17 protein-coding genes are annotated in these 21,442 nt (G+C 67.6%); 11 read left to right on the plus strand and 6 right to left on the minus strand.

Annotation, left to right across the window (positions count from 1 at the left end):
- Nucleotides 1-7: 7 nt before the first annotated feature.
- Nucleotides 8-757: an electron transfer flavoprotein subunit beta/FixA family protein gene (locus SRAA_RS06625; protein ID WP_045531593.1), complete on the minus strand. Its 750-nt coding sequence runs from the start codon at nucleotides 755-757 to the stop codon at nucleotides 8-10.
- A gap of 277 nt (nucleotides 758-1,034) precedes the next feature.
- Here SRAA_RS06625 and modA point away from each other — a divergent pair, with 277 nt between their 5' ends.
- Genes modA through SRAA_RS06645 form a run of 4 tightly spaced genes read left to right on the plus strand, consistent with a single transcriptional unit; the run spans nucleotide 1,035 to nucleotide 4,057 of the window.
- Nucleotides 1,035-1,832, plus strand: coding sequence for a molybdate ABC transporter substrate-binding protein (gene modA / locus SRAA_RS06630; protein ID WP_045531594.1), 798 nt, complete (start codon nucleotides 1,035-1,037; stop codon nucleotides 1,830-1,832).
- A 20-nt stretch (nucleotides 1,833-1,852) separates the two neighbouring features.
- Nucleotides 1,853-2,539, plus strand: a complete 687-nt coding sequence (modB, locus tag SRAA_RS06635; RefSeq protein WP_045531596.1) for a molybdate ABC transporter permease subunit — start codon at nucleotides 1,853-1,855, stop codon at nucleotides 2,537-2,539.
- A gap of 13 nt (nucleotides 2,540-2,552) precedes the next feature.
- On the plus strand, nucleotides 2,553-3,224 hold the full coding sequence (locus tag SRAA_RS06640; RefSeq protein WP_045531598.1) for an ATP-binding cassette domain-containing protein: 672 nt from the start codon (nucleotides 2,553-2,555) through the stop codon (nucleotides 3,222-3,224).
- A gap of 8 nt (nucleotides 3,225-3,232) precedes the next feature.
- Nucleotides 3,233-4,057, plus strand: coding sequence for a TOBE domain-containing protein (locus tag SRAA_RS06645; protein ID WP_045531600.1), 825 nt, complete (start codon nucleotides 3,233-3,235; stop codon nucleotides 4,055-4,057).
- 6 nt (nucleotides 4,058-4,063) lie between these two features.
- On the opposite strand, the gene SRAA_RS06650 is transcribed toward SRAA_RS06645, so the two are convergent.
- Both SRAA_RS06650 and SRAA_RS06655 read right to left on the minus strand, forming a co-directional pair.
- Nucleotides 4,064-5,479 carry a mechanosensitive ion channel family protein gene (locus tag SRAA_RS06650; protein ID WP_082039952.1) on the minus strand — a complete coding sequence of 472 codons (1,416 nt, stop codon included), beginning with the start codon at nucleotides 5,477-5,479 and terminating at the stop codon, nucleotides 4,064-4,066.
- An 83-nt stretch (nucleotides 5,480-5,562) separates the two neighbouring features.
- Complete coding sequence (locus SRAA_RS06655; protein ID WP_045531603.1) at nucleotides 5,563-6,513, minus strand: histone deacetylase family protein; 951 nt, start codon at nucleotides 6,511-6,513, stop codon at nucleotides 5,563-5,565.
- A 36-nt stretch (nucleotides 6,514-6,549) separates the two neighbouring features.
- Here SRAA_RS06655 and SRAA_RS06660 point away from each other — a divergent pair, with 36 nt between their 5' ends.
- Genes SRAA_RS06660 through SRAA_RS06680 form a run of 5 tightly spaced genes read left to right on the plus strand, consistent with a single transcriptional unit; the run spans nucleotide 6,550 to nucleotide 12,994 of the window.
- Nucleotides 6,550-7,473, plus strand: a complete 924-nt coding sequence (locus SRAA_RS06660; protein ID WP_045531604.1) for an AAA family ATPase — start codon at nucleotides 6,550-6,552, stop codon at nucleotides 7,471-7,473.
- A 13-nt stretch (nucleotides 7,474-7,486) separates the two neighbouring features.
- Nucleotides 7,487-8,596 carry a DUF58 domain-containing protein gene (locus tag SRAA_RS06665; protein ID WP_052467511.1) on the plus strand — a complete coding sequence of 370 codons (1,110 nt, stop codon included), beginning with the start codon at nucleotides 7,487-7,489 and terminating at the stop codon, nucleotides 8,594-8,596.
- A complete protein-coding gene (locus SRAA_RS06670) occupies nucleotides 8,587-10,680 on the plus strand; it encodes a transglutaminase TgpA family protein (RefSeq protein ID WP_045531605.1) in 2,094 nt (697 codons plus the stop codon). The genes SRAA_RS06665 and SRAA_RS06670 overlap by 10 nt, the downstream gene beginning before the upstream one ends.
- Before the next feature lie 25 nt (nucleotides 10,681-10,705).
- Complete coding sequence (gene mltB, locus SRAA_RS06675; RefSeq protein WP_045533448.1) at nucleotides 10,706-11,800, plus strand: lytic murein transglycosylase B; 1,095 nt, start codon at nucleotides 10,706-10,708, stop codon at nucleotides 11,798-11,800.
- A gap of 15 nt (nucleotides 11,801-11,815) precedes the next feature.
- Entirely contained in the window at nucleotides 11,816-12,994 is a 1,179-nt protein-coding gene (locus SRAA_RS06680) for a hypothetical protein (RefSeq protein WP_197538501.1), read from the plus strand.
- Nucleotides 12,995-13,038: 44 nt separating this feature from the next.
- Here SRAA_RS06680 and SRAA_RS06685 read toward each other — a convergent pair whose 3' ends face one another.
- Entirely contained in the window at nucleotides 13,039-15,618 is a 2,580-nt protein-coding gene (locus tag SRAA_RS06685) for a DNA internalization-related competence protein ComEC/Rec2 (protein ID WP_045531606.1), read from the minus strand.
- A 201-nt stretch (nucleotides 15,619-15,819) separates the two neighbouring features.
- Here SRAA_RS06685 and SRAA_RS06690 point away from each other — a divergent pair, with 201 nt between their 5' ends.
- The gene (locus SRAA_RS06690; RefSeq protein WP_045531608.1) at nucleotides 15,820-16,290 is read left to right on the plus strand and encodes a RidA family protein; all 471 of its coding nucleotides are present in this window, start codon (nucleotides 15,820-15,822) and stop codon (nucleotides 16,288-16,290) included.
- A 43-nt stretch (nucleotides 16,291-16,333) separates the two neighbouring features.
- On the opposite strand, the gene parC is transcribed toward SRAA_RS06690, so the two are convergent.
- Nucleotides 16,334-18,667 (minus strand): DNA topoisomerase IV subunit A, encoded by a 2,334-nt coding sequence (gene parC / locus SRAA_RS06695; protein ID WP_045531609.1) that lies wholly within the window; start codon nucleotides 18,665-18,667, stop codon nucleotides 16,334-16,336.
- Between the two features lie 33 nt (nucleotides 18,668-18,700).
- Complete coding sequence (locus SRAA_RS06700) at nucleotides 18,701-19,714, minus strand: integron integrase (protein WP_045531610.1); 1,014 nt, start codon at nucleotides 19,712-19,714, stop codon at nucleotides 18,701-18,703.
- Between the two features lie 97 nt (nucleotides 19,715-19,811).
- On the opposite strand from SRAA_RS06700, the gene SRAA_RS12255 reads away from it, so the two are divergent.
- Nucleotides 19,812-20,381 (plus strand): cold shock domain-containing protein, encoded by a 570-nt coding sequence (locus tag SRAA_RS12255; RefSeq protein WP_082039953.1) that lies wholly within the window; start codon nucleotides 19,812-19,814, stop codon nucleotides 20,379-20,381.
- Nucleotides 20,382-21,442 lie beyond the last annotated feature (1,061 nt).

The raw sequence follows: 21,442 nt of genomic DNA on the forward strand, positions 1-21,442 counted from the left end.
TCCAGTCTTAGATCACTTTGGCTTCGTGGCGCAGCTTGTCCACCAGCTCGGCCACGCTGCCGACTCGGATGCCGGCCTTGCGCGCGGCCGGTTCGGCCACTTTGAGGGTTTTGAGGCGCGGCGCAATGTCCACCCCCAGATCGGCTGGGGTCACGGTGTCGAGCGGCTTTTTCTTGGCCTTCATGATGTTGGGCAGGGTCACGTAGCGCGGCTCGTTGAGGCGCAAGTCGGCGCTCACCAGCGCGGGCAGGCTCAGGCTGAGCGTTTCCAGCCCGCCATCGACTTCGCGCGTGACGCGCGCCCGGCCCTCGATCACTTCCAGCTTGGAGGCAAAAGTGGCTTGGGGCAGCTTGGCCAGCGCGGCCAGCATCTGGCCGGTCTGATTGGCGTCGTCGTCGATCGCCTGCTTGCCCAGAATCACCAGCCCGGGCTGCTCCTTGGCCACCAAGGCGGCGAGCAGCTTGGCCACCGCCAGCGGTTGCAACTCGGCCTCGGTCTGCACCAGAATGGCCCGATCGGCCCCAATCGCCATGGCGGTGCGCAAGGTTTCCTGGCACTGCGCCACCCCGCACGACACCGCCACCACCTCGGTGGCCACGCCTTTTTCTTTTAGGCGCACCGCTTCTTCGATGGCGATTTCGTCAAAGGGGTTCATGCTCATCTTGACGTTGGCGAGGTCCACGCCCGTGCCGTCGGCCTTGACGCGCACCTTGACGTTGTAGTCCACCACGCGCTTGACGGGGACGAGAATTTTCATGCCTTGCTCCTGTGATTGAGGGTGAAACGGCGCACGCCGAATTGACGTTTACGTAAGCGTCAAGATTTTACGCACACCAAAAATAGAACGACCGTTCTTTTTTGCAAATTATAGACGCGCACGGGCTGGGCCTAGCGGATTTTTACCGCGCGCTTTTGCGCAAACTGCTGCAACCAGGGTAATCCCCTAGGGCGGTCTGGGCTGGACCGGGAAGCGTTATAAACTGCTGTATATTACGATCACCCTTACACCCGCATTCGCTCTCAAGGAAACAGCCATGCCCAAGCCTTGGTCACCCCTGTTGCGCCTCTGGAACCGGCTGCACCGGCTGCCCCTGCTGCTGGCGCTGGCCTTGCTACCGGTAATGGGCCATGCCCAGGCGCAACCGATCCAGCTCACCGTCTCGGCCGCCGCCAGCCTGACCAATGCCTTCAACGAAATCGCCGCCGCCTTCACGGCACAAAACCCGGATGTGCGGGTGGCGCTGAACGTGGGTGCCTCGGGCGCGCTGCTGCAGCAGATCGACCGCGGTGCGCCGGTGGATGTGTTCGCCTCCGCCGACGAGTTCACCATGGACCTGGCGCAGCAGCGCGGCCTGATCGTGGCGGCGCAGCGGCACAACTTCACGCGCAACCTGCTGGTGCTGGCGGTGCCCGCCGACAGCCGCCTGGCGCTGGCCAGCCTGGCCGATTTGCGCCAGGAAGCGGTGCGCCGCGTGGCCATCGGCAACCCGGCCAGCGTGCCGGTGGGGCGCTACACGCAGTCTGCGCTGGAGGCCGCCGGGCTCTGGCCCGCGGTGTCGGCCAAAGCCATCTACACCCTGAACGTGCGCCAGTCGCTCAACTACGTCTCGCGCGGCGAGGTCGAGGCCGCCTTCGTCTATGCCACCGACGCCGCCCTCATGCCCGAGCGGGTGCGGGTGGCGTTCCAGGTGCCGACCCCCACGCCCATCGTCTACCCCATCGCCCCGGTGGCGCGCAGCAACCAGCCCGCAGCGGCGCAGCGCTTCGTGGCCTTCGTGCTCTCACCGCCCGCGCAGGCGATTTTGCAGCGCCACGGCTTTTTGCCACCCTAAGCAGGCATACGCAGCAACACATGGATACGGGCAACTGGGCCGATATCTGGACGGTGCTGAGCCTCTCGCTCAAGGTGGCGGGCTGGGCCACCGCCATCACGCTGGTGTTTGGCGTGGCGCTGGGCTGGCTGCTGGCGCGCAAGCGCTTTCCCGGCCGTGAATTGCTCGACACCCTGTGCACCCTGCCGATGGTGCTGCCGCCCACGGTGCTGGGCTACTACCTGCTGGTGCTGATCGGCAGCCGTGGCCCGATCGGGGCTTGGTTGGATGAGCACTTTGGCATCAACCTGATCTTCACCTGGCAGGGCGCGGTGCTGGCGGCGGCCATCGTCACTTTTCCGCTGGTGTTCAAGCCGGCGCGGGCGGCTTTCGAGGCGGTCGAGAGCCAGTACGAGCAGGCGGCGCGGGTGCTGGGCATATCGGAATGGGCGCTGTTTTTGCGCGTCACGCTGCCGCTGGCCTGGCGCGGCATCATGGCCGGGTTGCTGCTGGCGTTTGCGCGCGCGCTGGGCGAGTTTGGTGCCACGCTGATGATCGCGGGCAACATCCCCGGCCAGACGCAAACGCTCTCGATTGCGGTCTATGAGGCGGTGCAGGCCGGGCGCGACGACGTGGCCAACATCCTGGCCCTCATCACCTCGCTGGTGTGCATTGCGGTGCTGCTGTCGGCCACGCGCCTGATGCCGGGGCGGGTGGCAAACCAATAGGGTTGAAGCGCCTATGCAACTCGATTTTCACATCCGCAAAACCCTGCAATCGGGCGCGCGCGTGTTTGCGCTCGACGTGCGGCTGCAAGCGCAGGCGCAGCGCGTGGTGATCGCCGGGCCTTCGGGATCGGGCAAAAGCCAGACCCTGAAGGGCCTCGCCGGCCTGCTGCGGCCGGACGCCGGCCACGTGCGCATCGACGGCCAGACGCTGTACGACTCGCAGCAAGGGATTTTTATGCCGCCGCAAGCGCGCCGGCTGGCCTATGTGTTTCAGGATTACGCCTTGTTTGCGCACCTGAATGTGCGCCAAAACATCGCTTTTGCGCTGGCGCGCGGCTGGCTGAACCCGCGCCGCAGCGCGCGCCATGCGGCCGTGGAATACTGGATCGAGGCTTTTGAGCTGGGGCCCCTGGCGCACCAGTACCCGCACGAGCTCTCGGGCGGCCAGCGCCAGCGCACCGCCTTGGCGCGGGCGTTGGTGGCGCAGCCGCGCGCGCTGCTGCTCGACGAACCCTTTGCCGCGCTCGACGCCGATCTGCGCCTGACCATGCGCGCCGAACTCGACGCCTTGCAGCGGCGCCTGCAAGTGCCAATGGTGCTCATCACCCACGACCCGCAAGACGTGGCCCTGTTTGGCGAGCAGGTGCTGCGCTTGCACGAGGGGCAGGTGCAAGCCACCGACTGAATCTGCCCATGAACCCGCCCGATCCCAACCCCCCTTTCAGCCTGCAAGGCCTGGTATGGATGCGCTTGGGCGAGCGCAACCTGGGCGGCCCGCGGCGCATCGAGCTGCTGGCGCAGATTGCCGAATGCGGCTCGATCACGCAAGCGGCCAAGGCGGTCAAGCTCAGCTACAAGGCCGCCTGGGACGCCATCGACACCATGAACAAGCTGGCCGGTGAGCCGCTGGTCGAGCGCGTGGCCGGTGGCAAGGGCGGCGGCGGCACCCGGCTGACGCGCCGCGGCGAGCTGCTGATCTCCAATTTCCGGCGCATTCAGGCCGAACACCAGCGCTTCATCGAGCACTTGAGCCGCCAGTCGGGCGCGCTGGCCGACGACTTTCTGTTGATCAGGAGCATGGGCATGAAAACCAGCGCACGCAATCAATTTTTGGGCCGCGTCAGCCGCATTCAGCGCGGGGCCGTGAACGACGAGGTGGAACTCGAACTGGCCAACGGCATGAAGCTGGTGGCGGTGCTCACGCACGAGAGCACGCTCAACCTCGGCCTGCAAGTGGGCGGCGAGGCGTTTGCGCTGGTCAAGGCCTCGTCGGTCATTTTGCTGGCGGGCGGCGACGACAACGGGGCGCGTTATTCGGCGCGCAACTGCCTGCCCGGCACGGTGCAGCGCATCAGCACCGGGGCCGTGCAGAGCGAGGTGGTGCTCGACTTGGGCGCGGGCTCCAGCATCGCCGCCGTGATCACGCGCCAGAGCTGCACCGATCTGGGCCTGGAGCCGGGGCAGCCTGCGCGCGCCTTGTTCAAGGCGTCGAGCGTGATCGTGGGGGTGGCGGCCTAAACGGATTTACAGCCGCCGCGCCGGCGGCTGCGCCGCTTCAACCGGAGCCCCCGCACCCACCGCAGGCAGCACCCGGGCCGGTGTGGCGATCTCGACCCCGTGCTCCAAAAATCCCGCCAAAATGGCGCGGTTGATCATCGAGCGCAGCCCGAGCGGTCCGTTTTCCGGGTCGGCAATCCAGTAGCCGAGCGTGAACTCCAGCCCGTCGGCGGCAAAGGCGCTCAGCAAGGCGACCGGGGGCGGGTCGCGCAGCACCCGGGACTGCGCCAGCGCGGCCTCGCACAGCAAGCGGCTCACCAGTTCCACGTCGCTGCCATACACCACCCCGACCACGGTGCTCTGCCACACCCGATGGTCGGCCAGCGAGAGGTTTTCGACCCGGTTCGTGAGCAGCATCTCGTTGGGCACGATGGACTCGCGCCCGCCCAGGTTGCGAATCACGGTGAAGCGCGCCTTGATGTCGGTCACGCGGCCCTCGAAGTTGTCGATGCGGATCATGTCGCCGATGCGCATGCTGCGCTCGGTCAAGATGACGAAGCCGCTCACATAATTGGCCGCCAGCCGCTGCAAGCCAAAGCCGATGCCCACCCCCACCGCGCCGCCGAGCACCGACAGCGCCGTGAGGTCGATGCCCACCGACGACAGCGCCACCAGCAGCCCGACGAACATCAGCAGCGCGCGCAGGGCGTTGGCACCGGCTTTGCGCAGCGACAAATCCTCCCCCACCGCCTTGCGCAGCAGCCGCGCCTCGATCGCCGCCGAGACCCACAGCGCCACGATCAGCACCACGGCGGCACTCAAGGTGCCTTCGATCAGGTTGCGCACCGACAGCGTGGTGCCGCCCAGTTGCCAGGTGATCTGGTCCAGCTCGTGCAACACCAGCGGCAGCAAACCGCTGAGCCAGAGCAGCACCGCCAGCCAGGCGGCCCAGGAAATGGTGCGCTCGATCGGGCGCAGCCAAGCGGCGTCTTTGAACGCCACTTGCAGCACCTTGACGCCGAGCCGAATCGCCGCCAGCGCCAGCAGCACCGGAATGGCGACTTTGAACACCACCAAATCCTGCTGCGTGGCCAGTACCGCACGTGCGCCATAAGCCAGTGCCAGAAGCAGGGCCGGAAACAGCACGCCGTTGATCAGGCTGCGGCCAAACCAGATCGAGGTGTATTGGTCCGGCTTGAAGCCCCGGCGCAGCGCCCACACCAGCGTCAGCGCCAGCGCCACACAGCCCGCCAGCAGCGCCAGCTCGACCCACACCCCGGGCTGGCCCAAGGCCTGCAACCAGAGGTTGAAGTCGAGCAGCGGGGCCGGAGGCGCAGGGGGTGCAAGGGGCGGCAGCGCAGCGGCTGGAACGGTTAAGAGGTCAGCGGGCGCAGTGGGCGCAATGGGCGCAACAGAGGCGGTGGCGGCAGCGGTGGCAGACATGCGTGAGTGGGCAGAGCAGAGTCAGGAACGGGCAGCGGCGATTATCTCGCGCCCGCCGCTCTAGCGCCGGCTCTGGCACCGGCTCACAGATCGGCCAGCACACGCACGTGCGCCTCCACGCTGCGCGCCAAGGCGCTCAGGTTGTAGCCGCCTTCGAGCACGCTCACGATGCGGCCCTGTGCGTGCCGATCCGCCACCGCCTTGAGCCGCTGCGTGATCCACACATAATCCTGCTCGACCAGGCCGAGCTGGCCCATGTCGTCCTCGCGGTGCGCATCAAAGCCGGCGCTGATGAAGATCATCTCGGGCCGGTGCGCCTCCAGCCGCGGCATCCAGACGCTGTCGATGAGCTCGCGCACGTCCATGCCCTTGGAATAGGCCGGCACCGGCACATTGACCAGGTTGTCGGCCTCGGCGTGTGACCACTCCGGGTAGAAAGGGTGCTGGTAGTAGCTGCACATCAGGATTCGCGAGTCACCCGCGACGATTTCTTCGGTGCCGTTGCCATGGTGCACATCGAAGTCGATCACCGCCACGCGCTGCAAACCGTGTCGATCGAGTGCGTACTTGGCCGCCAGCGCCACGTGGTTGAAGATGCAAAAACCCATGGCACGGTCGCGGCAGGCGTGGTGGCCGGGCGGGCGCACGGCGCAAAAAGCGTTTTGCAGCTCACCCGCCAGCACCGCGTCGGTGGCGTTGAGCGCGGCCCCGGCGGCCATGAGCGCGGCCTGGTAGGTGTAGGGGTTGATCGAGGTATCGGGGTCGAGCTGCAGGCGCTGCGGCCCGCCGGCCTTGATTTCCTCGTTGAGCTCGTCGGTCATGCCGCGCAGCGAAGCGATGTAGCTGCGCGAATGCGCCAGCTCCAGCTCCGACTGCGAGGCCGGGCCCGGTTCGCGCCGCTCCAGCGCATCGGCCAGTCCGGTGATGAGCAAGCGGTCTTCGATCGCGCCCAAGCGATCGGCGCATTCGGGGTGGCCCGCGCCCATATCGTGCTTGCGACAAATCGGATGCGTGAAATAGCCGGTCGGTTTCATAAGGGTCTTGTCTCCGTTTTCCGTTATCGTAGCGCCATGCTCGAACCCCAATCCCTCATCGCGCCGCTGCTGCGCCAACTCGAAGCGGTCATCGTGGGCAAATCCGGCGTCATCCGCGATGCCGTGACCTGCCTGCTCGCCGGCGGGCACCTGCTGATCGAAGACTTGCCCGGTGTCGGCAAAACCACCTTGGCCCACGCGCTGGCGCACAGTTTCGGCTTGCAGTTCTCCCGGGTGCAGTTTACTTCGGACTTGATGCCGAGCGATTTAATGGGTGTTTCGGTGTTCGAGCGCGAACGCACCGAATTTGTGTTCCACCCCGGCCCGCTGTTTGCCCAGGTGCTGCTGGCCGACGAGATCAACCGCGCCAGCCCCAAAACGCAAAGCGCGCTGCTGGAGGCGATGGAAGAAAAACAAGTCTCGGTCGAGGGTGCCACGCGGCCGCTGCCGCAGCCGTTTTTCGTCATCGCCACCCAAAACCCGCACGATCAGTTGGGCACGCACGCGCTGCCCGAGTCGCAACTGGACCGTTTTCTCATGCGCCTGCACTTGGGCTACCCGGGCCGGGCCGCCGAACGCGAGCTGCTGCGCGGCCGGGACCGGCGCGCCTTGCTCGATACCCTGCCCGCCTTGCTCGATGCCGCTGCGCTGGCGGGCCTGCAAGGGGCGGTGCAGCAAGTGGCCGTGAGCGACGCCGTGCTCGACTACCTGCAAGACCTGCTCGACGCCAGCCGCAACGGGCGCTGGTTCGTGCAGGGCCTGAGCCCGCGCGCCGGCCTAGCCATTTTGCGCGCCGCCCAGGCCCGCGCCCTGATCGAGGGGCGCCGCTACGTGGCCCCGGACGATCTGGCCGCCATCTTGCCGCAAACGGCCTCGCACCGGCTGCTGGCGGTCGGCAGCGCTGGCCGCGGCGTGGCCGAGCAGGTGCAGGCCATGCTCGAGGCCACGGCCTTGCGCTGATAGGCCCACCGCCATGCAAGCCGCCTCTGACCCCGCCCGCCCGGCCGCGCCATCGGCTGGGGTGCTGCGCTGGCACGCCCCTGCGCGGGGGCTTCGAGGCCTTCTAAGTGGTCAGCGCCTGCGGGCCTGGTGGCTGCGCCGGCTGCCGCCGCAAGACCAGACCGACTTGCAGCACGGCAACCTCTACCTGCTGCCCACCCGCGCCGGCTGGATGCTGGCCCTGACCCTGCTGCTGATCCTGCTGGGCAGCATCAACTACCAGCTCAACCTCGGCTATTTGCTCACCTTCCTGCTGGCGGGCAGCGCCGCGGCCGGGGTCTGGGTCGGGCACCGCAACCTGGTCGGGCTGAGCTTGAGCCTGCACCCCGGCGAGCCGGTCTTTGCCGGCCAGAGCGCGGCCATCGAAATCCAGTTGCGCAACCCCAGCCGGCGCGCGCGCTACGCCGTGGGCTTGCAGTGGCTGGACCACCCCCACGCGTCCCGCTCTGCCCCCAGCGCTGGTGTGTTGGCCGGCGCCGGTGGCCCGACGGCGAGCGACGTCTGGGCCGACGTGGACCCCCAAGACCAGCACACCGTGCACCTGGCCTACCCCACGCAGCGGCGCGGTCGCCACAGCCTGCCCGCGCTGCGCGTGCAAACCGTGTTTCCGCTGGGCACCTTCAAGGTTTGGCACTGGTGGCGCCCGGCGGCGCAACTGTGGGTCTATCCGGCCCCGGAGGTGCCGGCGCCGCCGCTGCCGCTGGGCCTACACGCCGACGACGGACCGGCGCAGCGCCAAGCCGGCAGCCGCCACAGCGACGAGGCCCAAGACGTGCGCCCCTACCGGCGCGGCGACCCCCTCAAATGGGTGCTGTGGAAAAAAGCCGCCCGGCTGGCTGGCAGCGCCCAGCCCCAGTGGCTGAGCCGCGATTTCGGCCTCCCCAGCGCCGCCGAGCTGTGGCTCGACGCCAGCCGCTGCGGCCTGGCCGACGAAGAAGCGCGCCGCGCGCGCCTGTGCGCCTGGGTGCTGCAAGCCGAGGCGCAAGGGCTGCGCTACGGCCTGCGCCTGCCCGGGCTGGAAATCGCCCCCGACCACGGCCCGGCCCAGCGCCGCCGCTGCCTCGAGGCGCTGGCATGGCGCTGAGCGCCCGCGCCCCCACGGCCTTGGCGGCGCTGGTGCGCCCGTCGGCTTGGCCGCGCGAGCTGCGCGACACCCTGTTCGTGCTCGGCGTGACCGCCTTGGTGGTGCTGCTGCAAGCCCCGCACCAGCCGCTGTGGATCATCGCCTTGGCGCTGGCGCTGCTGCTCGGGCGCGCCGGCTTGGCGCTGCAACAGCGCCCCCTGCCCGGCCGCGTGCTGCTGTCGGGGCTGTTGCTGCTGGCCCTGCTCGCCACCTGGGGCAGCCACGGCAGCATTTGGGGCCAACAAGGCGGCACCACCCTGATCGTGCTGCTGCTGGCGCTCAAAACGCTGGAACTGCGCGCGCGCCGCGACGCCTTGGTGATCTTCTTCCTCGGTTTTTTCTCCCTGCTCACGCTGCTGCTGCACTCGCAAAGCTTGCTGACGGCCTTGGGCATCGTGCTGGCGTTGCTGGGTCTGCTCAGTGCGCTGGTGCTGGCGCATCTGCCGGTCGGGCGGCCACCGCTGTGGCTGGCCTTCAAACTGGCGGCCGGCATGACCGCGCTCGGTGCGCCGCTGATGCTGTTGTTGTTCCTGCTCTTTCCGCGCTTTGGGCCGCTCTGGAGCCTGCCCAACGACGGTGGCGTGGGGCGCAGCGGCCTGTCGGACCAGATGCAGGTGGGCCAGATCGCCCGCTTGGCGCTCGACCAAAGCATCGCCTTTCGGGTCGAGTTTGAGCCCGGGCAGCGCCCCACCGAGCAGCAACTGTATTTTCGTGGCCCGGTGCTGAGCCTATTCGACGGCCTCGTCTGGCGCCCGCTGCACCACGCGCAGCAGGTCGCTCCCGCCGGGGCCAACGCGGCGGCAGTGCTGCAAGTCAGCGGCCCGCCGATTCGTTACCGGCTCACCCTAGAGCCCAGCAACCGGCCCTGGCTGCTGGCCCTAGAGGCCACACCCGAACTGCCCGCCATCGGCGGCCAGGCCGCACGCCTGACCCCCGACCTGCAGTGGCTGGCCGCGCAACCCGTGGCCGAACTGACCCGCTTCGAGGCCACCGCCTTCCCCAACTTCCGACTCGGGCCGCTGCAGCCCGACGCCAGCCTGCAGATCGACTTGCAACTGCCCGCAGGCTTCAACCCGCGCACCCTGCAACTGGCGGCCGACTTGCGCCAGCAACTGGGCCCCAACAGCCCGCCGCAAGCCTTTATCGATGCCGTGCTGCTGCGCCTGCGCACCGGCGGCTACCAGTACACGCTGGAGCCGGGCCTGTTTGGCCGCCACAGCGCCGACGAGTTCTGGTTCGACCGCCGCCAGGGTTTTTGCGAACACATCGCGGCCAGTTTCGTGGTGCTGATGCGCGCCCTAGGGCTACCGGCGCGCGTAGTGACCGGCTACCACGGCGGCGAACTGAACCCGGTCGATGGCGTCTGGACCGTGCGCCAGAGCGACGCCCACGCCTGGGCCGAAGTCTGGCTGGCCGGCCAGGGCTGGGTGCGCGTCGACCCCACCGCCCACGTGGCCCCGGCGCGCACCAGCGAACTGGCGCGCCTGCTGGCCCCGCCGGGGCTGCTCGAAGGGGCCCTCATCAACCTCAACCCCACTGCGCTGGTGCAACTGCGCTCGCTCTGGGAAGCCACCAACAACCGCTGGAACCAGTGGGTGCTCAACCACGGCCAGACGCGCCAGTTCGATTGGCTGCGCCAGCTCGGCATTCAGGCCCCGCAATGGCAGCATCTGCTGGGGCTGCTGGCGGGCCTGCTGGCGCTGGCAGCGCTAGGTGCGGCGGCGTGGCTGCATTGGCTGCGACCGCGCCCGGACCCGTGGCTGCGGCTGCTGCAGCGCGCGCGCCATGTCATGCAGCGAAACGGCTGCCAGCTTCCCGCACAGGCCACGCCGCGTCAGATCAGCCATGCGCTGAGCCAATTGCCGTGCGATGCCGCCACCGCCGCCGCTTGGACCGACTGGCTGCTGCAACTCGAAATGCAGCGCTACGACCCCGCCCAGCACCCAAACTTGGCCGCTTTGCGCCGACAATGGCGCAGTTTGCCTCCACTGCCGGTTTCTCTGCCCAGCCCTGCACCGCAGCCCAGCCCTTTACCTCGCCCATAGCCGGCTCGCTGCCGCGCCCTTGAACATGCCCTTGGCCCCCTCGCCCTTCGAACCCACGCCGCCAACCATCTCACGCCGCCGTCTGGCGCTGGCTGCCTTGGCTACCACCACACTCCCCGCTGCCGCGCTGGCCAACCCTGCCGCCGGCAGCTTCGCTCAGCACCCCGCCGCGCTGGCCTTTGCGCGCCAGCTCGACGCCGAGCAAGGCTGGCGCGAAGGCTGGGCCGAGCGCTGGATCGGGCAGGAAGCCCGGCACCGGCCGCAGATCGTGCGCCTCATGACCCCCATGCCGCGCGGCACCCTGCGCGACTGGCCGGCCTACCGGGCGCGCTTCGTGGAGCCGGTGCGCATCCAGGCCGGGCTGCGCTTTTGGCAGCAGCACGCCGCCAGCCTAGAGCGCGCCGAGCGCGAGTTTGGCGTGCCCGACTGGCTCATCGTCGGCATCATCGGCGTCGAAACCCTCTACGGCCGCCACATGGGCACGCACCGCGTGCTCGACGCCTTGGCCACACTGGCCTTCGACTTTCCGCCCGAGCACCCGCGCGCAGCCCAGCGCAGCGAATTTTTCCGCTCCGAACTGGCGGCCTTTTTGCGCCTGAGCCACCAGCACCCGCGCCCCCCCGACGGCTGGCGCGGCAGCTTTGCCGGGGCCATCGGGCTGCCGCAATTCATGCCCAGCAACTGGCCGCGCTTTGGAGTCGATTTCGACGCCGACGGCCGCATCGACCTGATCGACAGCGTTCCCGACGCCATCGGCTCGGTGGGGCGCTTCCTGCGCGAGCACGGCTGGCAGCCCGGCATGGCCACCCACTTCCCCCTCAGCTTCGAGGCGGCGCGGATCGACCTGCCCACCCTGCTGGCCCCCAGCATCCGCCCCAGCTTCACCCTCGAGCAGTTGCAGGCCCTGGGTGTGCAGCCCAGCCCGGCAGCGGCGCAACACAGCGGCCTGCTGGCCCTGGTCGAGCTGGAACAAGGCGACCCGGCGCGTGGCGGCCAGCCCTCGAGTTTCTGGCTCGGCACGCAAAACTTCTTTGCCATTTCGCGCTACAACCCCAGCAGCTACTACGTCATGGCGGTGATCGACCTGGGGCAAGCGGTGCGAGCGCGGCGGCAGGCTTGAAAGGATGCGCCACCCATGACTGCACCCAGCACCTCAAGCAGCGCGAGCGCAAGCCCATTGCTGGCCAGCCCGAACGCTAGCCCTGCCGACACCACCCACCAAACCCCGATCGCCCGGCGCATCGACTGGTTGGTCGATCTGGCGCAGCGCCACGGCGAGGCCTTTCGCGGCCCCGAAACCTGGCTGGAACGCCAGCGCTACCGGGCGCAACACCCGAGCGCCATCGCTGGCCTGATGTGCATGGACGGGCGCGTCAACCTGGCGCTGGCCACCCAACTGCCGGCCGGAATCATCACGCCCTTTCGCAACCTGGGCGGCATGTTCAACCTGGGTTGGCCCTACCTGAGCCAACTGCTGAGCGACTACGTCAGCACCCAGACCCAGAGCGGGCGCCGGGTGCTGCTGCTCATCACCTACCACTGGTCGCGGGGCGAGCGCAAGCGCGGCTGCGCCGGTTTTCACTACCGCCGCGACGACAGCCTAGCGCACGCCTGGGCCATTCATGCGCAAGTCTCGCAACTGTTCGGCCATGCGCACCAGAGCGTCTATCCGCTGGTGTGCGGCTTCGAGACCGACGAAGAAGCCCTGCTGCTGCACGGCCCCGCAGGCGAAATCCTCGATCTGGCTGCTTTCAGCGAGACGCCGCCACCGACCTCTGAAACTGGGGCTGGCACCGGCTCCGCACCCGACGCCCTGGCTCTGGAAGCGCAGTTGGTGCGCACGCTGCCCGGCCTGCCGCGCCCGGTGCGCGCCGACCTGCTGCCGCTGCTGCTGGGCAACTTGGCCCATATCGCCGCCGTGCGCGCCCAGCCCGCGCGCGAACTGGCGATCGAGCACCGCGAATGGGTGATCTGCCTCGGGCGCGGCTTCGATTTTTTGCACACTCCCAATCTGGCCCTGATCATCGGGCCCTACAGCCCGGATTTGGCCCAACCCATCCGCACCGCCGCCAGTATCATCCACAGCAATATGCACGCCGGGCGCATCCCCGCCGACGGCTTTTTGCTGCTGACTTCGATGCCCTACGAACAACACGGCGTCGAGCGCGCCGGGGCCGCGTTGCGATCGCGCTTTCTGGCCCACTTCGCCACCCAGGTGATCGCCGAAGCGCACCCCGAACTGGTGCCCCTGATGCACCGGCGCTGCGCCGTGCTCGACTGGCCGGCGCGGCGGCTGGAACTGCTGCCCGATTAGCCTCATGCAGCCGCTTGGGTGCAGCCGCAGAGGGTCAGCCGCCGCTATTCCACGCCCTCCGGTTCAAAGCCCACGCCATCCGGGTGCTGCCAGTAGCGCTGGCGTTGCTGGCGCTGGCAGTGCACCTGTTCCGGGCGCTGGCTGCTGCCCCAGGCGGCACCGCACTGCGCCGTCGCCACCCACGGAATCGCGCGCTCTTGCAGGCGCTCCAGCACCTGCGGGTGCGGGTGCCCATAGCGGCTGCGGTGCGCGGCCTGAATCACCACCCACTGCGGTTGCAGCGTGTTGAGCCAGACCGGCCCGCTCGAAGTCCGGCTGCCGTGGTGCGCGGCCAACAGCACCCCGGCGCGCAGATCGGGCTGCGCCAGCGCCAAGCGGGTTTCCTCGTCGATGTAAATGTCACCCGGCAGCAGCAGCGAAGCGGCACCGTGGCCCACTTGCAGCACGCACGACATGGCGTTGTCGGGGCGCCGCACGGCGTAGTCTTCAGGCCCTGGGTGCAGAATGCGAAACGGCACCCCGTCCCAGACCCAGCTCTGGCCCGCCAGGCAGCGCTGGCTGCTCAGACCCCAAGGTTGGGTGTCGAAAGACGTGCGCCACTCGGCTTGCGGAAAGGCCCGCGCCAATGTGGCGATGCCGCTGGCGTGGTCGGAATCGATGTGGCTGATCAGCACCTTGCTGGGCAGCTCGCCGTGGCGTTGCAGCAGCGGCAGCAGCACACGCTCGGCGGCGTCGCTGTGCGGCCCCATGGGCGGCCCGGTGTCATAGACTAGGGTGTGGTTCTGGGTGCGCACGATCACCGCCGTGCCCTGCCCGACATCCGCCGCCAGCCACTCGAAATGCCCTGGCGGCGGCCGCGCCGGGCTGTAGGCCAGCGCCGGCCAGATCAGCAACAGCCCCCAAGCGCGCAGCGACCACGGCCAGCGCAGCACCAGCAGCAGCCCGCCGAGCGCAGCCAGCAGCGCCAGCACCAGCGGCAGCGCCGGTCGGGTGATGGCGGCCCAGGGCCAGTGCTGCAAGGCTTGCAGCCACAGCATCAGGGCATCGATCATCCAGCCCGCCAGCAGCCACAGCGGCCAGATCAGCACCCCGGCCAGCGCCAGCGGCGTCACCAGCAGCGTGACCCACGGAATGGCAGGCAGATTGGCCAGCAGCCCCACCAGCGAAAACTCGCCAAACCACAGCAGCAGCAGCGGCGCCAGCGCCAGCGTCATCAGCGCCTGCGTGCGCACCAGCCCCAGCACGTAGTGGCGCCCGCTGCGCCCATCGGTAGGCAGCGGCTGGCCCGTGGCAAACAGAATCGCCACCGCCACGAAGCTGAGCCAAAATCCGGCGCTCAGCAGCGCCCACGGGTCCAGCAGCACCACCATCTGCATCACCGCCAGCCACATGAAGGGCCACGGCCACTGGCGACCACTGAGCTGCAACAGCACCAGGGTCGCCAGCATCAGCACCGCGCGCTGCGCCGGCACGCCCCAGCCCGAAAACACCGCGTACACAAAACCCAGCGCCAGCCCGCCCAAGGCGGCCGCCACCGGCGTGGGCACGGCCAGCAGCAGCCTCGGCCAGCGCCGCCCGGCCACGCGCCACAGCAGGCCGATGAGCGCCATCGCCATCCAGGCAAACAGGGTGATGTGGGTGCCCGAGACCACCATCAGGTGCGTCACGCCGGTGATGCGAAAAGTCTCCCAGTGCGCCTGCGGGATCGCGCCTTGGTCGCCCACCACCAGCGCCGCCAGCACCCCCGCCGTGGCCGAGGGCTGCACGTGCGCTTGCATGCGGTCGCGCACCCACTGGCGCGCCTGCTGCACGGGGAAGTGCCAGCCATGACCGAGCAACTGCGGCGCCGGTGTGCCTTGCCCGGCGCGCACGCTGCCCGTGGCGTGGATGCCCTGCTCCCACAGCCGCAGCTCGAAATCAAAACCGCCCGGATTGGCCAAGCCATGCGGGCGCTGCAAGCGCGCCGTCAGGCGCCAGCGCTGGCCGGCGCGCAGCTCGGGTAGGGTCGATGGGCTGAGGGCTTGGGTGCCTTGGGTGCCTTGGGTGCCTGGGGTGCCTGGGGTGTTGGCTTGCGTCGCTGCCCCACGGCCCGGGCGCGGCGCGAACCAAGCCAGCCGCACCCGCTGCGGCACCTGCACCGCTTGCCCGGCTTGCCCTGTTTGCCTTGGCTGCTCGGCTGGCTCTGCGCGCGCACCCTGCCTAGCGCGCCGGCTGGGTTCGGCCAGCGTGGCCTGCGTGACCTCAAACTCAAACTGCCAGCCCAGCTCGCCTTGGCGCGGCAGGCCCGCCACCAAGCCCTCCAGCACCAGCTCGCGCCCCTCCAGCTCGGCCGCCAGCGCACCAGCCTGAAACCACAGCGCCCGCCCACCCGTGCTGGCAAACAGCAGCGCCGCCCCCAGCAGCAGCCAGCCCAGGCTGGGCAGCGCTCTGGAAGCCAAACCCAAGCCCGGCTGGCGCCCCCACAACAGCACGCCCAGCAGCAGCGCCGCCGCCGCCAGCGCGGCATAAGCCCAACCAGACCAGAGCAGCGGCTGCTGCAATTGCAGCCACGCCCCGCCTATGCCACCGAGCATCAGCGGCACACCCAGCGCCAGCGCCGGATGCAGCGCTTGTGGTTTGTCCATCCCGCCCTCCTCCCGTACCGATTGGCTTTTCTTTCTTGTACCCGTTCCCGCAGGCTTGCCGGGCAGTTACGGGTCAATTTTGCGCATCATATCGCCCTAAAATCGCCCACAAGCGCAGACTGGTTGGCACGCCAACGCCACATCCGCCCACCGCCAGCGCGTGCCCCCAATCCTGCCCACCCCTTGCCCAGAAAGCCCCCCATGAGCGTCTATCACACCCTCAAAGCGCTGCAAATCGAGCTGCCGCCCGTATCCACCCCAGCCGCGGCTTATTTGCCCTTCGTGCAAAGCGGACAATTGGTGTTTCTGAGCGGCCACATCGCCAAGCAAAACGGCCAGCCGTGGGTCGGGCAATTGGGCCTATCCATGAACACCGCCGAAGGCCAAGCGGCGGCGCGCGCCGTGGCCATCGATCTGCTGGGCACCCTGCACGCCGCCTGCGTGGCCGCCGGGACGGACCTCGACGGCGTCAAGCGCATCGTCAAAGTGCTCAGCCTGGTCAACTGCAACAACAGCTACACCGAGCAGCACCTGGTCACCAACGGCTGCTCGCAACTGCTGGGCCAGGTGTTTGGCCCGCAGGTCGGGGCGCACGCCCGCAGCGCCTTTGGCGTGGCGCAGTTGCCGCTCGGGGCCTGCGTGGAAATCGAACTGATTGCCGAACTGGGCTAGCACCCCCGCCTCAGCACGCCGCACCCCCGCCGCAGCCGCCGCCTCACACCACCCGCCACACCCGCTGGGGCTTGAAGCCGAAATTGCCTTCCTTGCCCTTGCGGCCCCGGGGCGCGCGGGCGTTGTTGAGGCTGCGCAGCTCCAGCGTTTCCTCGCGCACCTTGCCGCCACGGCCCAGCCCCTCGATGCGCACACTGCGCACAAAGGGCACCGCCGCCAGCAAGCGGTCGGCCTCATCCAGGCTCATCAGTTGCAAGCCGCGCCCGCCCTTGGGCTGGTGCTTGAGCTCATCGAGCGCAAAAACCAAAATCCGCCCGGCTGCCGACACGGCGCACACCTGCGTCGCCTCCCCAATCAACTGCGGTTCGCACAGGGTCTCGCCCTCGGCCAGCGCCACAAAAGCCTTGCCCGCGCGCTGGCGCGAAATCAGGTCGGCCACCGTGGCCAACAGCCCGTAGCCGCCCGAGCCGCACAGCAGCAGCCGCGTCGTGGCGGCAGCGGCCAGATAGTGCAGCGGCTGCGTGCCGGCTTCGAGCTCGATCAGCGTGGTGATCGGCTGGCCGTCGCCGCGCGAGCCCGGCAGGCTGGCCACCGGCACGCTATAGACGCGGCCATTGCTGCCAAACACCAGCAGCGCATCCACCGTGCGGCATTCAAACGTGCCATAGAGCGCATCGCCGGGCTTGAAGGCAAAGCCCGCCGCCTCGTGGCCGTGGCCGTTGCGCGTGCGCACCCAGCCCTTGGCCGACACCACCACCGTCACCGCCTCGTCGATGGTCTTGGGCTCGGCCAGCGTCTGCCGGTCCGGCTGGATCAGGGTGCGGCGCGCATCGCCAAACGCCTTGGCGTCGGCCTCGATCTCGCGCACCAGCAGCCGGCGCAGGCTGGCCGGGTTCGCCACCACCTCTTCGAGCTTGCCCTGTTCGGTGCGCAACTGCGCCAGCTCCTGCTCGATGCGGATCGCCTCCAGCCGCGCCAACTGGCGCAAGCGAATTTCCAGAATGTCCTCCGCCTGGCGCTCGCTCAAATTGAAGCGCGCCATCAGCGCCGCCTTGGGCTCGTCGCTGGCGCGGATGATGGCAATCACCTCATCCAGATTGAGCAGCACGGTCTGGCGCCCCTCCAGCACGTGGATGCGCTCGAGCACCCGCCCCAGCCGATGCTGCGTGCGCCGGCGCACGGTCTGCTGGCGCAAGTCCACCCATTCGTCGAGCATCTGGCGCAGGCTCTTGGGCAGCGGCCGGCCATCTTGCCCCACCATGGTCAGGTTGATCGGGGCCGAACACTCCAGGCTGGTGTGCGCCAGCAGCGCGCCGATCAGCTCGCCCTGCTCGGTGCGGCTGCTCTTGGGCTCGAACACCAGCCGCACCGGCGCGCCCCGGCTCGATTCGTCGCGCACCGCATCCAGCAGCCCCAGCAGCACGGCCTTGAGTTGCGTCTGCTCCGGGCTGAGCGATTTTTTGCCCGCCTTGATTTTGGGGTTGGTGATCTCTTCGATTTCCTCCAGCACCCGCTGCGCGCTCACCCCCGGCGGCAATTCGTTCACCACCAATTGCCATTGGCCGCGCGCCAATTCCTCGATGCTCCAGCGCGCCCGCACCTTCAGGCTGCCGCGCCCGCTGCGATAGGCTTGTGCAATGTCCGCCGCAGTGCTGATGATCTGGCCGCCGCCGGGATAATCCGGCCCGGGCAAGAGCGCCAACAGCTCGTCTTCGCTCAATTCGGGGTTTTTAATCAGCGCCACACAGGCCGCCGCCACCTCGCGCAAATTGTGGCTCGGGATTTCGGTCGCCATGCCCACCGCAATGCCGCTGGCGCCATTGAGCAGCACAAATGGCAGGCGCGCCGGCAATTGCCGCGGCTCCTCGGTCGAGCCATCGTAATTTGGCACAAAATCCACCGTGCCCTGGTCAATCTCATCGAGCAACAAAGCGCTGATGCGCGCCAGCCGCGCCTCGGTGTAGCGCATGGCCGCCGCCCCATCGCCATCGCGGCTGCCAAAATTGCCCTGGCCGTCGATCAGCGGATAGCGCTGCGCAAAATCCTGCGCCATGCGCACCAGCGCATCGTAAGCCGCCTGATCGCCATGCGGGTGATAGCGCCCCAGCACATCGCCCACCACGCGCGCGCACTTGACCGGCTTGGCCGCCGTGCCCGCCCCCGGCCCCGAGTACCCCAGCCCCATGCGCTGCATGGCATACAAAATGCGCCGCTGCACCGGCTTTTGCCCATCGCTCACATCCGGCAAGGCCCGCCCCTTAACCACACTCAGCGCGTACTCCAAGTAAGCGCGCTCGGCAAAGGCGGCCACGCTGTCGGGGTCATCGGCGGGGGGCTGGGCGAGGTCGGGCGAGAGGAGCGGCAAGTCGGGGTTCATGGAGCGGATTATCGGCTGGCCGCACGGCGGGGCTCACAAGGCATCAAGCGGGCTGAACACGCCCTTGCCACCTTTGTTGAGCACGTGCGTGTAGATCATGGTAGTGGCCACGTCGGCATGGCCAAGCAGCTCTTGCACGGTGCGAATGTCGTAGCCGTTTTGCAGCAAATGGGTGGCAAAGCTGTGGCGCAAGGTGTGCGGCGTGGCCGGTTTGGCCAACCCGGCCGCCTGCACCGCCTGCTTCATGGCGCGCTGCAACGCCTTTTCATCCACATGGTGGCGCCGCTGCACACCGCTGCGCGGATCCTTCGAATAGCTGCCGGAGGGAAAAGCGTACTGCCAGCCCCACTCCTGGGCGGCAAGCGGGTATTTGCGCTCCAGCGCATCGGGCAGATAAACCGCTGCCATGCCCTTGGATCGATCATCTTCGTACAAACGCCGCCGCCAGACCCAATGGGCGCGCAGCGGCTCCACCAACTTGCGCGGCAGCATGGTCACCCGGTCTTTGCCACCCTTGCCGTCGCGCACCAGCAGCTCGGTGCGCTCGAAGTCCACGTCTTTGATGCGCAGCCGCACCACCTCCATCAGCCGCATGCCGCTGCCGTAGAGCAGACGCGCCATCAGCGCATGCGTGCCCTGCATCCGCTCCAGCACCGCGGACACCTCGCTGGGCGTGAGCACCACCGGCAGCCGGGCCGGGCGCTTGGCGCGCACCATGTCTTGCATCCAAGGCAAGTCCTGCCCCAGCACCTCACGGTATAAAAACAGCAGGGCCGACAGCGCCTGGTTCTGCGTCGAAGCCGCCACATGGCCCTCCACCGCCAGATGCGTCAAAAACGCCTCCACCTCCGGCGCCCCCATCTCGGCCGGATGGCGCTTGCCATGAAACAAGATGAAGCGCTTGGCCCAGTGGATATACTGGGTCTCGGTGCGTATGCTGTAATGGCGCAGACGGATGCGCTCACGCAACAGGTCCAGCAGCTTCGGTGCGGCGGGGCCTGCGGTAGCCGTGCCAAGCACCGAAATGGGTGTAGTTTCTGGAGTCATCGCAGGGGCAGGAGTGAGATATACACCTTCTGATCGGTTGGATTGTACGCCTTGGGTGGTGTACACTTTACGTTAGCCGTTTTCAAAAGGAGTCTCCGTGCAAGGCAAGGTCAAATGGTTCTCTGAGGAAAAGGGGTATGGCTACATCGTGGCCGACGATGGCAAAGAGCATTACTTCAACATCAGAGATATTCAAGGAGCGAATCTCCCACGTAATGGTGATATCGTCAGTTTTGAATCTGGCCAAGGAAAGAAAGGGCCGAAGGCATCGTCGGTTTCCATCGTGGCCAAATCTCAGGCCCCCTCAAGCAGCCGGGGCAATGATGACAGAGCCACATGCACCCATTGCGGGAAAAAGATGGTGCCTCGAATCATCACGTACAGGGGAGAACCAAGTAAATCTGTCTGCCCTTTTTGCGGTGGCACCTACAAAGATTTTGGTTGGTGCTTTATTGCCACTGCCGTCTATGGTGACTATCACGCTCCCGAGGTTATCGCTCTCAGGCGCTTCCGCGATGAAACCCTCCAACCCTCTCTCATTGGCCGCACGTTCATCGCTATTTATTACCGGGTCTCTCCACCCGTTGCGAGATTTCTTAGCTCAAAACCATTTTTGGCCGCCGCAATCAGGAAAATTCTCAATGTGCTGGCACGCTATCACGGCTAACAATCGCGTCAACACGGACAGGCAAAAGCGCCGCAGCTTCGCCACGCCGCTTTTGCCTGCCGGTTACGCGAAACGTTAGGCCTCGCTCTGGCTTCTGCTGCTCCACTCCCTCGGGCTCCGGCGGCGCTACCCGGTTGCTGGCCTGCTGCTCGGCCTTCGTGGAACGTTCAGGCACACAGCGCTTGCGTTCCTCCACTGCCCCAGCCATAATCTCCGGCAGCACCGCAGCGTTCCAAGGCCACAGCACCCTTCTCCACATCGCCTAACCTGCGGTTCAACTCGGACGTGCCTTCGGCACGCCGGTTAACCTCAACGTTAGGCCTCGCTCTGGCTTCTGCTGTTCCACCTCCACGTGCTCCGGCAACGCTTCAAGGTTGCCGGCCTGCTGCTTGGCCTTCGTGGAGCGGAACAGGCACACCGCGCTTGCTTTCCTGCAAGGCCCCGGCCATAATCTCCGGCAACGCCGCAGCGTTACAAAGCCCCAGCACCCTGTCCCACAGCGCCTAACCTGCGGTTCAACTCGGACGTGCCTTCGGCCCGCCGGTTAACCTCAACGTTAGGCCTCGCTCTGGCTTCTGCTGCTCCACTCCCTCGGGCTCCGGCGGCGCTACCCGGTTGCTGGCCTGCTGCTCGGCCTTCGTGGAACGTTCAGGCACACAGCGCTTGCGTTCCTCCACTGCCCCAGCCATAATCTCCGGCAGCACCGCAGCGTTCCAAGGCCACAGCACCCTTCTCCACATCGCCTAACCTGCGGTTCAACTCGGACGTGCCTTCGGCACGCCGGTTAACCTCAACGTTAGGCCTCGCTCTGGCTTCTGCTGTTCCACCTCCACGTGCTCCGGCAACGCTTCAAGGTTGCCGGCCTGCTGCTTGGCCTTCGTGGAGCGGAACAGGCACACCGCGCTTGCTTTCCTGCAAGGCCCCGGCCATAATCTCCGGCAACGCCGCAGCGTTACAAAGCCCCAGCACCCTGTCCCACAGCGCCTAACCTGCGGTTCAACTCGGACGTGCCTTCGGCCCGCCGGTTAACCTCAACGTTAGGCGTCCAAAAAACAGCTTTA

The organism is Serpentinimonas raichei, from assembly GCF_000828895.1.
Lineage (GTDB): Bacteria > Pseudomonadota > Gammaproteobacteria > Burkholderiales > Burkholderiaceae_C > Serpentinimonas > Serpentinimonas raichei.